Raw genomic sequence first — 12,458 nt, 5'->3', positions numbered from 1 at the left:
ACCAATCCAATAGCTACCGAAGCAGACATTTCAGCAATTGGAAAAAAGATGGAGTTGTACCAAACGGTCCTCACCCAAGCCTTTTTGTGCTTTTCATTGATCTCCTTAAACGCTTCAAATTCTTTCTCTTCTCGGGTAAAAATCTGAACGATCTTCATCCCGGTAATACGTTCCTGAACAAAGGAGTTTAAATTGGCCACCTGATTCCGAACATCTTCAAAGGCAACTTTCATCGCCTTTTGAAACACCCGTGTTGCATAGAGTATGAGTGGAAGAATCGCAAAAACAATCAAAGCAAGTTGCCAGCTCTTGTAAAGCATGACACTAGCAATGACAAGCATCTTCAGCAAGTCACTAATAATCATAAACAGACCTTCGCTAAAAATACTGGAGATGGTTTCTATGTCGTTTACAGCACGAGTGGTCAATCTTCCCACGGCACTTTTGTCAAAATATTTCATTTTAAAACTCAGCATCAATTTGAAGAGTTTTACTCGAATGTCCTTGATAACGCTCTGTCCTAACCAGTTGGCGTAAAAGATAAAAGCAAACTGAAATACAACTTCCAATAGCAACACGCCCAACATCATCAGAATATAGAACAGGAATTCGTCTCCATCCTTCGTAACTATGGAATTATCGATTGCCAATTGTAATAAATGAGGTCGCAGGGCTGCAAGGCCGGCCATGACAATAGCTGCAAAGGCTACAAAATAGAAGATCAAACGGTACGCATTGGTATGTGCCAGTAACCGCTTAAATAATTTAAAATCGAATGCATTTCCCGAATTCGCCATCTACCTCTTTATCGTTTCCGGATATACTACCTTGGTAAGGTACAACCCATGTGCCGGAGCAGAAGCCCCAGCCTTTGTTCTATCTTTACTTTCTATAATATCTTTAAAATCTTGGCGTGAAATTTTCTCAAATCCTACGTCCAAAAGGGTTCCAACGATGGCTCGCACCATATTTCGCAAAAAGCGATCGGCTACTATGGTAAAAACCAATTGGGATTCTTCTTGCTCCCATGCTGCCTTTTGGATAGTACAATAATACGTTTTTACATCGGTATTGGAGCGGGAGAAGCATTGAAAATCCTTATAGGACGATAACATTGCTGCAGCTTCATTCATTAGTGTCACGCTAGGTTCCTGATGTAGGTGATAGGCAAAATCCTCTCGAAATGGATCTTTCTTTAATGAAATAACATATTGGTATTCACGTGCCACGGCATCGAAACGCGCATGGGCTTCATCGGTTACTCTAAATAGATCGTTTACCGATATATCCTTCGGAAGGAAAGAATTAAGTCTGAAAATTAGTTCTTGTACATCTAAAATCTCTTCCGCATTAAAATGAGCGAACAATTGTTTGGCATGCACACCTGTATCGGTCCTTCCGGCCCCGGTCACTTTTATTTCGCTCCGAAGCAAGGTAGAAAGCGTGCGTTCCAAAACCTCCTGTACGCTGATTGCGTCAGGCTGAATTTGCCAACCGTGGTAATTCTTTCCGCTATAGCTTATTTCGATAAAATATCGCAAGGAATGAGTATTTTTGAGACAGCATCAAAGATACACAAACTGAAATATTCAAAAGGCATCCCCTTTTCAGAAATACATGAAAAAAATACTACTGCTCAGCGATACACACAGCTATATAGACGATAAAATTCTGAGTTATGTCAGGCAGGCCGATGAAGTATGGCATGCGGGGGATATAGGTGACCTCAGGGTAACGGATGCCATCAAGGCATTAAAGCCGCTTCGCGCAGTGTATGGAAATATTGACGATGCCAAAGCCAGAGTCGAATTTCCGCTCCACAACCGATTCTTTTGCGAAAAGGTTGCTGTCTGGATTACCCATATTGGTGGCTATCCGGGGAGATACAACCCTTCGATTAGAGAAGAACTCCATACAAACCCACCGCGACTATTCATCACGGGGCATTCTCATATTCTGAAGGTGATGAACGATAAAAAGCTAGGGGTGCTACACATGAATCCCGGTGCCGTGGGAAAACATGGCTTTCAACAAGTGCGCACCATGCTTCGCTTTGAAATAGATGGAGCGAAAATTCAGAACCTGGAGGTAATTGAATTTAAAAAGTAGTGTTCGTATTATAACTTCATCAAAAAACCCCCAAAGATGGCATTCTTTGAGGGTTTTGCACTAAAATATACTAAGGTGTCGTTTAACGTAATCGGTCTACAGATTTTACGAGATCCTCGTCCCTTTTTATGGCCTTATTGGCCAGCACTAAAAAAACGATAGAAATGACGGGAATAAGCACCCCAATACCCTTCATTGAAACCAATGTTTCTCCGGATACGCTTAGAGACCTATATACGAAAACTCCCAGTAATACAAAGTTTAATATGATGTTCAAACGGTTGATTACAAATTGTAATTGCCGCTTTTTAAAATTCAAAATTGAAATGAGTGCCAATGCGATAGCCCCGAAAATGGGTATCATAACCATAAGCTCACTGCGATCCATTACTACCTCACCTGCCTCGTTTTGCAAGACAGGAAACCAAATATACAAGGCAACCATAAGCAAAGCTACAAGGATAAGATAGACGGTTTGGATACGTTGAATCATGGTAAAAGCAACATTTGACTGCAAAAATAGCGTTTCTTTTTAAGAAAATTAAATGCAAAATTTAATTTATTGTTGTATACTTGCAGTATCTATTCGTAACCACTTCAACAACGGTTACTTAGTCTTCGATAAATTTTTCAACTAAATTACCTACACGGAAAATTACATATTATCAATTTAAACTTACACATTTTTTAAATGTTTGAAATTTCAGAATTAAAAGCAAAACTGTTACCTGAGTTACAGGAAATTGCTAATGCTTTAGGTGTTCCAAAATACCGAAGCTTAAAAAAACTTGACTTGGTCTATCAAATTCTTGACTACCAAGCTGCTAATCCTAAGGCCGTTAAGTCGGTTAAAGTGAATGAGCCTACATCAGAAGCAACGCCTAAAGCGACTTCAGAAAAACCGGTACAAAAAGACACTCCGGATAAAAAGCCACAGCAAAGAGACAATCGTCAACGCCCACCGCGTAGCGATAATCGCAATCAGAAAGGGCCACAGAGAAATCAGGACCCTAAAAAGGCGAATGATCCGGATACCCGAAAACAGAGCAATCTGGAGGTAAAGGATGCTAAGGAAGAGGCCAAAAAACCTCAGAAAGAGCAAGATGGCAATACCGATATAAAACAAAAACCTCAAAAAGACCAGCACCGAAACAAGGACGGTAATAAACAGAATACGCACGGGTCTAAAGAAAATCGAAACAACGGCAATAAAGACAATCGCAATCGATATAAAGAGCCTGATTTCGAATTTGACAGTATTATTGAAAGTGAAGGCGTTTTAGACATCATGCAGGATGGCTATGGCTTCCTTCGTTCTAGTGATTACAACTATCTCTCTTCTCCGGACGATATTTATGTATCTCAATCGCAGATACGATTGTTCGGCTTAAAAACGGGAGATACCGTATTGGGCGAAGTACGGCCTCCGAAAGAAGGAGAAAAGTATTTTCCTTTAATAAAGGTGAATAAAATAAATGGATTGAGTCCGAATGTGGTGCGCGATCGTGTTTCTTTCGAACACCTTACCCCACTTTTCCCTACCGAGAAATTTAATATTGCCGAAAAGCAAAGTACTATATCTACACGTATTATTGATTTGTTTGCACCAATTGGTAAAGGACAACGTGGTATGATCGTTTCCCAACCTAAAACGGGTAAGACGATGTTGCTAAAGGATATTGCCAATGCCATTGCGGCTAACCATCCGGAAGTGTATCAGATTATTTTATTAATCGATGAACGTCCTGAAGAAGTTACCGATATGCAACGCCATGTGCGTGGTGAAGTCGTGGCATCAACCTTCGACAAAGAAGCAACTGAACACGTTAGAGTAGCCAACATTGTGCTTGAAAAGGCAAAGCGTTTGGTAGAATGTGGACACGATGTCGTTATTCTTTTAGATTCGATCACTCGATTGGCGAGAGCGTACAACACAGTGCAACCTGCCAGCGGAAAGATCTTAAGTGGTGGTGTCGATGCAAATGCATTGCACAAACCGAAGCGTTTCTTTGGTGCGGCCCGTAATATTGAGAATGGTGGCTCTTTGAGTATCATTGCTACGGCGCTTACTGAAACCGGATCGAAAATGGACGAGGTGATCTTTGAAGAATTTAAAGGAACCGGTAATATGGAATTACAATTGGATAGAAAGATCTCTAACCGACGTATATTCCCTGCTATTGACCTTACCTCATCCAGTACACGAAGAGATGATCTTCTGTTAGATGAGAACATAATCCAACGTATGTGGGTGATGCGAAAGTATTTGGCCGATATGAATCCGGTGGAAGCAATGGAATTCATCAACGATAGATTTAAACAAACGCGTAATAACGAAGAGTTTTTAATCTCCATGAACGCATAAGAAATTTTTAAACCAATAATATAAAAGCCGAATCCATTGGATTCGGCTTTTTTTATGGCTCATACTGACCTGCAGTTGTTACTCCGAGTGCAACGAGGAATCTCAGATTCTTTGGCGTGCTGCATTGCTTCAGAAAGAAATATCGATCACGCTAATTACGCTTCCATTCCGATAGCAGGATAAATACTTGAAATACAAGAACTGTATTTATACCAAATAGATTCCGTTGTGTCACCGCTTATCAAAATACGAATCATAAAAAAAGCCTCGCAATGCGAGGCTTAAATATGAGTTTAGAAAAACTCCTTATTGCTTAACTACTTTTTTAGTAAAAGTACCTGCAGAAGTGTTTACATTCAACATGTAAATTCCTCTTGCCAAGCTAGAAGTATTCATAGTACCGTTAACCAATTGGATACCAGTATTCTTTCCTAATACATCGTATAAGATAGCACCTTTAACTTCTAAAGAAGCAGGAACACTAACGTTCAATACATCAGAAGCAGGGTTTGGATATACAGCAATTTTAGAAAGTGCATTGTCTCCAACTCCTAATACTTCGTCACCAACGATATTCATAACAAATGAATTTGGTAAACCAAAAGCAACTGCCAAGTCCATTGGAGTAGCAGCACCACAAGCATCAGCCATAATCCAAGAAGGACCAGTTTGTCCATCTAAGTTAGCTCCAAAACGCATAAAGTTAGTGTCAGTTAAATCATCAACGATCATAACTTCGTAAATCATTCTAGATCCGGCAGGAATAGTAGCTGCCAAAGGAATACTTAAAAGAGATTCAGCATCAGCATTTGTGATAATCGCTCCTGCAGTTCCTTCTAATACAGCAGAACCTGGCCATGAACCTGGGAACGGATCTGTCATAGAATATACATTAACTGTTAATGGAAAACCGGCTGGTGAAGTTACAGGTCCAATTGCAATTTCAGCAGAGGTTACTTCGAAAGCTCCGGCAATACCAAAATCAACTGCCAAATCAAAGTCTCTAAAAATACTGTTATCACGGAAACTTGTTGGAGAAGCACATGCTATCTCGTCTCCAGGGTTAATTGTTTGCGTATTACTGTGTGTAATAAGAACAACTTGTCTTTCACTTGCAGGTGTATTGTAAACAGGGTCACCAGAAGTATTTCCAGTAAAAGAAGTCTGTGCTTGAAGTGTTAATCCACTTACAAAAAGCACCGCCATTAGGGTAATTTTTTTCATAATTAGTTGTTTTAAATGTTTAATATTGATCAACAAATATAGAAAAGCAATTTATAAATTCATATCTTTTGTGTTAAAAGTTTCATCAAATTTAATTCCGATATACTATAAATAGTGTATTCAGTCTTTTTTTGTTTCTTCGTTGTATGAAAAAATTATTCCTCCTATGCTGTCTGTGCTGTCTAATTTCTTGTGAAAACAACAAGGAAATTTCAGAATTCGATTTTACCACAACATTTGAAAAAACAGATGGATTAGAAACCGCTACCTATACCGAAACTATCGCATTTTACACAGTACTTTCGGAAGCTTATAATTCAATTGCCATGTATGAGATGGGTAAAACCGATCAAGGTGAACCCCTGCATCTTATAACTTTTAACCCGAATCGAACCTTCGAATCGGAATTTTCCGATAGGGAAGAAAAAAATATTTTGCTAATCAACAACGGCATCCATCCCGGCGAAAGTGATGGAATCGATGCCTCCATGCTATTGCTGCGTGATTTTGCGGTAGGAAAACTAACGGCTCCAAAAAATACCATCATCGCAGTGATTCCAATTTATAATATTGGAGGCGCTATAAACCGAAATAGCAGCACTCGAACCAATCAGAATGGTCCGAAAAGTTATGGTTTTAGAGGCAACGCCAGAAATTACGACCTAAATAGGGATTTTATAAAGAACGATACCAGAAATGCTCAGGCCTTTGTCGAATTATTCAGAACGGTGAAGCCGGATCTCTTTATTGACAATCATGTGAGTAACGGTGCCGATTATCAGTATACCTTGACTCATTTATTTACACAACACAACAAGCTAGGTGGTGGTCTTGGTCATTATTTACACACCTCATTAATGCCTCAATTAGAAGACTCTCTCAAACAAAAATCCTGGGACATCACCCCCTATGTAAATGTTTTCAACCAGCCACCGGATGAAGGTTTTTCACAGTTTCTGGATTCTCCGCGATATTCCACCGGTTATACCACCCTCTTTAACACGCTGGGAATGATGGTCGAAACTCATATGTTAAAGCCATACAAACAACGGGTGGAAGGCACGTATGAGCTTATGAAAAGCTTTATAAATATTGTAGACAAGGATGTAGAGGTTATAGGCGCACTGCGAAAAAATGCAATCGCTTCGTTTAAACCGGGAAGTGCTTATCCACTCTCCTGGAATTTGGACAGCACACAAGTCACAAAAATTTCATTTAAAGGCTTTGAAAGTGAAATGATAAAAAGCAATGTTACAAATGCCTCCAGATTAAAATACTACCGTGACAGGCCCTTTACCAAGGAGGTAGCTTACTATAATTATTTTAAGGCAAAAGACAGTGTGATAATTCCTGCTGCCTATGTTATTCCAAGCGGATACTGGAACATCGTTCAAATTCTAAGGAATAATGGTATAAAGGTCCCAATGATGGAAAAAGACAGTATTGTAGATGCCGAAGTCTATAAGATAAAAAACTACGAAACGGTTCGCAACCCATACGAAGGGCATTATCTACATTACAATACACAGGTAACATCAAATTTCGAAAAAATAACCGTCAAGGCAGGAGATTATTTGGTAGATACCAATCAGGATGGGGTTCGGTATATATTGGAAACACTGGAACCGATAGCACCCGACTCTTTTTTTAATTGGAATTTTTTCGATGCGATCCTGCAACAAAAAGAAGGCTTTTCACCCTATGTGTGGGAAGATATGGCCGAAGCCTTTCTAAATGACAATCCCCAAATTAAAGCCGAATTTGATGCCAAAATATCTGAAGACCCTAATTTTGCAGGAAATTGGTACGCGCAATTGGATTGGATTCACAAACAATCACCCTATTACGAAAGCTCACACCTGCGGTATCCTATCGTTCGGGTGGGTGGTTAGATACTCCTTCGGAAACAGCAGCTTGATATTTTCGTAGGAATCTTGAAGTGCTTTCTGGGTCTTTTCAAAATTTTTCCACCTTACTTTTTTAATCCCCTCGCTGGGTTCAGGAATTAAGGGTCCATCGTAATTGGAATACATTTCGTACCAATAGGTTACCTTCAGTTTAAACTTGTCATTTCGTTTAAACACGTGATAGGTCTTGGTAATAAATCGCTTTATCACCAAATCCTTTACACCGGTCTCTTCAATGGTTTCCCGAAGTGCCGCTTCTTCATAGGTCTCTCCTTTTTCAACCTTTCCCTTTGGGAGATCCCATTTCGAATTTCTTCTAATAAAAAGAATTTCCTTCTTATCGTTAAAGACCATACCTCCTCCCGCTTCAACGACAGGTAGCTTCTTTCGCAAAAACTGTTCAAGTTTTTCCGGATTTTTATGGTATAAATTTACATAGGTGAGTTCGCCATTATTGATCTTTTCAATCAATTTTTTAAACTTGGCCAACTTCAACGGAATGGCTGTATACTGTTTCCCTATTTTTTTCTCGGTAGAGAGAATTATTGGAACATCATTGACAAAAACTTTATACATTTGCACTATGATTTTAAATAAAGAAACAGCACAAAAAACTGCTGAATTGCTATTGCAAATTAATGCAATTAAATTACAACCACAAAACCCTTTTATCTGGGCCTCGGGATGGAAATCTCCCATCTACTGCGACAACCGCATAACACTCTCATATCCCGCTATTCGAAACTTCATTCGAGAGCATATGGCGGCACAGATTGAAGAGATCTACGGCAAGCCCGATGCAATTGCCGGAGTGGCAACAGGAGCCATTGGCATTGGTGCCTTGGTCGCAGACTATCTGAACCTACCGTTTTGTTATATCCGCCCAGAAGCTAAGAAGCACGGAAGACAAAATAAGATCGAAGGATATATTGAACCTCATCAAACCGTAGTGGTAGTGGAAGACCTTATAAGTACCGGAAAGAGTAGTTTGTTAGCGGTGGATGCTTTGAGAGAAGCGAATGTGAACGTGAAGGGAATGATGGCCATTTTTTCCTATGGTTTTGGAATTGCTTCCGAAAACTTCAAAAAAGCCGATGTTGCTTTACATACACTGAGTAATTACGACAGCTTACTTTTGCAAGCCGAGAAGTCCAATTATATTTCGGCTTCTGAAGCCAAATTACTAAGTCAGTGGCGGAAAGACCCTGAGCACTGGAATCCGAAAATGAAGGTCAATAAAGAAAAGGCATAGTTATTGTCCTTTAGCTGTCAAAATCATATTAATAAGAAAACCCATTCATGGAATTAAATAGTAAAAAAATAATTGTAAAAAAATCGGCTGCGGCACTTTGTGAATTTTTAAGTGATGTAAAGAATTTTGAACAATTGATGCCTGAAAACATCAGCAAATTTGAAGTGATTAGAGCAGATGCCTTTGTCTTTGCCCTTAAAGGCATGCCCGAAATTGCTTTGGAAGTAAAAGAAGTTGTGGCGCCCAACAAGGTAGTTCTTGGTGCGATAAGCGATAAAATTCCGTTTACTTTAATTGGAAATATCGAAGCCATTGATGATGCTTCATCTCAAGCGGAGTTGGTCTTTGAAGGAGATTTTAACCCAATGATGGCGATGATGATTAAAGGACCCATTACCAAATTTTTAGAAACCTTAACCACAAATCTGGAGGCCATTTAGAACAGCATTTTAATTTCTTTATGCTGAAATCTTTGCACTCCATCTGCTTCGGTTTCTAGCAGTAGTTCGCCCGTTTCCGCAACACCGCGTACAATTCCGTTAAACCGTCTTCCAACGACATCTTCAAAAACCATTATTTCATTCTTTCTGAAGAGCGTTTCCTCATATTCCTCTTTCATCAGCAAAAACGATCCCGCTTCAAGTCGTTTTAATTGCTTTAGCACAGCTTCAGAAACCACGGCTAGCACTTCATCTAAATTATATGTCTGCCCGGTGCTTAGGAACATGGAAGTAGCTTGTGGTAAACCAGAAAACTTCGCTTCATTAACATTGAGTCCCACGCCTATCACACTATTGGTTAATTGGGCTCCCTGTACCTGATTTTCGACTAGGATCCCTGCCAATTTTTTTTGGTATGACATAATGTCGTTAGGCCATTTAATTGCAATTTCCTGAATTTGCAGGCGATCCAGCGCAGTTTTTAAGGCCAATGAAACCGCAAAAGTAATCCCGGATTGCTGAGATATCGAGACCTTAGAAAATCGTTTAAACATGCTAAATGTAAGGCTTTTCTCAACTTCCGACTGCCAGGTGGAACCTAGTTGCCCTCTACCATTTGTTTGCGCTTTGGCCACTACAATTAACCCATCCTCCAAGTCCTCTTTTTTACTTAATTCCTTTAGGTAGGAGTTGGTTGAATCAATGGCACTAAGTTTGATTATTTTCAATTGACAAAAGATTGTTTTACTTATACGTATACAAAGCCTTTCAAGAAACAAAAAAGTAATAACTTTGCGCAAATAAATACATTTAATGTCAAAAAAAGAAGCAAGCACAGATCAACTTGTAACACAAATTATAACAGGAATAGAGGAAGTCAAGGGCCAACATATTGAAATCCTTGATCTAAGAGATATAGAAAACACCGTATGTGACTATTTTATCATCTGCGATGGGACCTCCAATACACAGGTAAACGCCATCGTTAATTCCATTCAAAAGATTGTTAGTAAAGCCATTAAAGAAAAACCCTGGCATGTGGAAGGAAGTGATAATGCCGAGTGGGTGTTAATTGATTATGTTCATGTGGTGGTTCATGTATTTCAGAAGCACATTCGTGAATTTTATGATATTGAAGGCCTGTGGGGAGATGCAAAATCGGTTAAAATAGAAACAACTTATTAAAACGTAAAAACGCCATATGGCTGAAGAAAATAAAAAACCCGAAATTAAAAAACCAAAATTCAATGCCTATTGGATCTATGCTGCTATTATAGTAGTGTTTCTAGGAATTCAATTTTTTGGTGGAAATAGTTGGTCGCAACCCGCTAAAACAACGCAATCTGAATTTCAGAATTTTCTGAAAGACGGCGATGTTGAAAAGATTGAAATTATCAATAAAAAAACGGCAAAGGTCTACCTAACTCCCGAAGCAAAGAGCAAAGAAATTCACACTAAGAAAAAGGGGACTTCCATTTTCCCTCCGGGAGCTAATGATGCCTCCTACGAGTTTGAATTTGGTGATCTTCAGAATTTCGAGAACGACATCAACCAAATAAAAACAGATAACAACCTAAGCACCAAAATTGTTTGGAATACCGATAGCAATATGTGGGGCGAACTGCTCCTAACCTTATTGCCCTTTATTGTCATCATTGGAATATGGATCTTTATTATGCGACGTATGTCTTCCGGAGCAGGTGGTGGAGCAGGTGGCCAAATCTTCAATATTGGAAAATCAAAGGCAAAACTTTTTGATGAAAAGACCGATGTTAAAACATCTTTTAAAGATGTGGCCGGACTCGAAGGTGCCAAAGAAGAAGTACAGGAAATTGTGGACTTTTTAAAGACCCCTGGAAAATACACAGCCTTGGGAGGTAAAATACCAAAGGGAGCCTTACTAGTAGGACCTCCGGGAACAGGAAAGACCTTATTGGCAAAAGCAGTTGCCGGTGAGGCAAAAGTGCCTTTCTTTTCCTTATCAGGATCCGATTTTGTTGAAATGTTCGTCGGAGTTGGAGCTTCACGAGTTCGTGACCTGTTCAAACAAGCTAAAGAAAAATCACCCGCCATTATATTTATCGATGAAATTGATGCCATTGGCCGTGCCAGAGGTAAAAATAATTTCTCTGGCTCTAACGATGAACGCGAGAACACCTTGAATCAATTACTAACCGAAATGGACGGTTTTGGCACCAATACGAATGTTATTGTATTGGCTGCTACCAACCGTGCCGATGTACTCGATAAGGCCCTAATGCGTGCTGGACGGTTCGATCGCCAGATCTACGTAGACCTGCCCGATGTTAGAGAACGTAAAGAAATTTTTGAAGTTCACCTGCGTCCTATCAAGATCGATGATTCATTGGATCTGGATTTCTTGGCCAAACAAACACCCGGATTCTCGGGAGCAGATATTGCGAATGTTTGTAATGAAGCGGCCTTAATCGCGGCTCGACAAGAAAAGAAATTCGTAGACAAACAAGATTTCTTAGATGCGGTAGATCGTATTGTAGGAGGTCTTGAAAAGAAAAATAAAATTATCACACCTGAAGAAAAAAGAGCCGTTGCTTTCCACGAAGCAGGACATGCCACGGTAAGCTGGATGTTAGAACACGCTGCTCCTTTAGTGAAAGTTACGATTGTTCCCAGAGGTCAATCACTAGGATCTGCTTGGTATTTGCCCGAGGAACGTCTTATTGTTCGAACCGAACAAATGCTCGATGAAATGTGTGCTACCATGGGAGGTCGTGCGGCAGAACAAGTAATTTTTGGAAAAATTTCAACCGGAGCCCTGAGTGATCTGGAAAAAGTAACCAAACAGGCTCGTGCCATGGTGACTATTTACGGACTGAATGATGCAATAGGCAATTTGACCTATTATGATTCTTCCAATCAAAACGAATATGGTTTTACAAAACCCTATAGCGAAAAGACGGCTGAGATGATTGATAAAGAAATATCGAAACTCGTTGAAACACAATACCAAAGGGCTATAGCACTACTCGAAAAGCATAAGGATAAGCTTACTTTATTGGCAAACGAACTGCTCGAAAAAGAGGTAATTTTTAAAGATAACCTTCAACGAATCTTCGGCGATAGACCTTTCGAAAAAAATAAAGAAGAAAAAGTAGCAACACCTTAAGTCTGTTACTTTTTCG

13 protein-coding genes are annotated in these 12,458 nt (G+C 39.6%); 7 read left to right on the top strand and 6 right to left on the bottom strand.

Annotated elements, in window-relative coordinates:
* Together K8F54_RS11160 and truA are read right to left on the bottom strand one after the other, a co-directional pair.
* On the bottom strand, positions 1 to 797 hold a 797-nt coding region (locus tag K8F54_RS11160), incomplete at its 3' end, for an ABC transporter ATP-binding protein (protein WP_290790851.1).
* Complete coding sequence (truA, locus tag K8F54_RS11155) at positions 798 to 1,541, bottom strand: tRNA pseudouridine(38-40) synthase TruA (RefSeq protein WP_290790849.1); 744 nt, start codon at positions 1,539 to 1,541, stop codon at positions 798 to 800.
* A gap of 76 nt (positions 1,542 to 1,617) precedes the next feature.
* Here truA and K8F54_RS11150 point away from each other — a divergent pair, with 76 nt between their 5' ends.
* Positions 1,618 to 2,109 (top strand): metallophosphoesterase family protein, encoded by a 492-nt coding sequence (locus tag K8F54_RS11150; protein ID WP_290790847.1) that lies wholly within the window; start codon positions 1,618 to 1,620, stop codon positions 2,107 to 2,109.
* Between the two features lie 82 nt (positions 2,110 to 2,191).
* Here K8F54_RS11150 and K8F54_RS11145 read toward each other — a convergent pair whose 3' ends face one another.
* On the bottom strand, positions 2,192 to 2,626 hold the full coding sequence (locus K8F54_RS11145) for a DUF4293 domain-containing protein (protein WP_363299714.1): 435 nt from the start codon (positions 2,624 to 2,626) through the stop codon (positions 2,192 to 2,194).
* Positions 2,627 to 2,800: 174 nt separating this feature from the next.
* Here K8F54_RS11145 and rho point away from each other — a divergent pair, with 174 nt between their 5' ends.
* On the top strand, positions 2,801 to 4,474 hold the full coding sequence (gene rho, locus K8F54_RS11140; protein ID WP_290790845.1) for a transcription termination factor Rho: 1,674 nt from the start codon (positions 2,801 to 2,803) through the stop codon (positions 4,472 to 4,474).
* A 306-nt stretch (positions 4,475 to 4,780) separates the two neighbouring features.
* Here the strand turns inward: rho and K8F54_RS11135 are convergent, their stop codons facing one another.
* Positions 4,781 to 5,698 carry a T9SS type A sorting domain-containing protein gene (locus tag K8F54_RS11135; protein WP_290790843.1) on the bottom strand — a complete coding sequence of 306 codons (918 nt, stop codon included), beginning with the start codon at positions 5,696 to 5,698 and terminating at the stop codon, positions 4,781 to 4,783.
* A 146-nt stretch (positions 5,699 to 5,844) separates the two neighbouring features.
* Between K8F54_RS11135 and K8F54_RS11130 the strand changes: the two genes are divergently transcribed.
* Positions 5,845 to 7,590 carry a M14 family metallopeptidase gene (locus K8F54_RS11130; protein WP_290790841.1) on the top strand — a complete coding sequence of 582 codons (1,746 nt, stop codon included), beginning with the start codon at positions 5,845 to 5,847 and terminating at the stop codon, positions 7,588 to 7,590.
* Here K8F54_RS11130 and K8F54_RS11125 read toward each other — a convergent pair.
* On the bottom strand, positions 7,552 to 8,181 hold the full coding sequence (locus tag K8F54_RS11125) for an NUDIX hydrolase (protein ID WP_290790839.1): 630 nt from the start codon (positions 8,179 to 8,181) through the stop codon (positions 7,552 to 7,554). The genes K8F54_RS11130 and K8F54_RS11125 overlap by 39 nt on opposite strands.
* 7 nt (positions 8,182 to 8,188) lie before the next feature.
* Here K8F54_RS11125 and pyrE point away from each other — a divergent pair, with 7 nt between their 5' ends.
* On the top strand, positions 8,189 to 8,857 hold the full coding sequence (gene pyrE / locus K8F54_RS11120; RefSeq protein WP_290790837.1) for an orotate phosphoribosyltransferase: 669 nt from the start codon (positions 8,189 to 8,191) through the stop codon (positions 8,855 to 8,857).
* A gap of 47 nt (positions 8,858 to 8,904) precedes the next feature.
* Positions 8,905 to 9,297, top strand: a complete 393-nt coding sequence (locus tag K8F54_RS11115) for an SRPBCC family protein (RefSeq protein ID WP_290790835.1) — start codon at positions 8,905 to 8,907, stop codon at positions 9,295 to 9,297.
* On the opposite strand, the gene K8F54_RS11110 is transcribed toward K8F54_RS11115, so the two are convergent.
* Positions 9,294 to 10,025 carry a biotin--[acetyl-CoA-carboxylase] ligase gene (locus K8F54_RS11110; RefSeq protein WP_290790833.1) on the bottom strand — a complete coding sequence of 244 codons (732 nt, stop codon included), beginning with the start codon at positions 10,023 to 10,025 and terminating at the stop codon, positions 9,294 to 9,296. The genes K8F54_RS11115 and K8F54_RS11110 overlap by 4 nt on opposite strands.
* An 85-nt stretch (positions 10,026 to 10,110) precedes the next feature.
* On the opposite strand from K8F54_RS11110, the gene rsfS reads away from it, so the two are divergent.
* A complete protein-coding gene (gene rsfS / locus K8F54_RS11105) occupies positions 10,111 to 10,482 on the top strand; it encodes a ribosome silencing factor (protein WP_290790831.1) in 372 nt (123 codons plus the stop codon).
* A 16-nt stretch (positions 10,483 to 10,498) separates the two neighbouring features.
* A complete protein-coding gene (gene ftsH, locus K8F54_RS11100; RefSeq protein ID WP_290790829.1) occupies positions 10,499 to 12,442 on the top strand; it encodes an ATP-dependent zinc metalloprotease FtsH in 1,944 nt (647 codons plus the stop codon).
* Positions 12,443 to 12,458: the final 16 nt, after the last annotated feature.

The organism is Altibacter sp. (assembly GCF_019913785.1).
Lineage (GTDB): Bacteria > Bacteroidota > Bacteroidia > Flavobacteriales > Flavobacteriaceae > Altibacter.
Note: the sequence above shows the minus strand (reverse complement) of the source record. Positions and strands in the feature narration are given on the sequence as shown.

Bases quoted from the DNA above. Each gene is read 5' to 3' on its own strand.
- K8F54_RS11130 (WP_290790841.1), top strand. From the start codon at position 5,845: ATGAAAAAATTATTCCTCCTATGCTGTCTGTGCTGTCTAATTTCTTGT.
- K8F54_RS11115 (WP_290790835.1), top strand. From the start codon at position 8,905: ATGGAATTAAATAGTAAAAAAATAATTGTAAAAAAATCGGCTGCGGCA.
- pyrE (WP_290790837.1), top strand. From the start codon at position 8,189: ATGATTTTAAATAAAGAAACAGCACAAAAAACTGCTGAATTGCTATTG.
- ftsH (WP_290790829.1), top strand. From the start codon at position 10,499: ATGGCTGAAGAAAATAAAAAACCCGAAATTAAAAAACCAAAATTCAAT.
- rho (WP_290790845.1), top strand. From the start codon at position 2,801: ATGTTTGAAATTTCAGAATTAAAAGCAAAACTGTTACCTGAGTTACAG.
- K8F54_RS11135 (WP_290790843.1), bottom strand. From the start codon at position 5,698: ATGAAAAAAATTACCCTAATGGCGGTGCTTTTTGTAAGTGGATTAACA.
- K8F54_RS11125 (WP_290790839.1), bottom strand. From the start codon at position 8,181: ATGTATAAAGTTTTTGTCAATGATGTTCCAATAATTCTCTCTACCGAG.
- rsfS (WP_290790831.1), top strand. From the start codon at position 10,111: ATGTCAAAAAAAGAAGCAAGCACAGATCAACTTGTAACACAAATTATA.
- K8F54_RS11150 (WP_290790847.1), top strand. From the start codon at position 1,618: ATGAAAAAAATACTACTGCTCAGCGATACACACAGCTATATAGACGAT.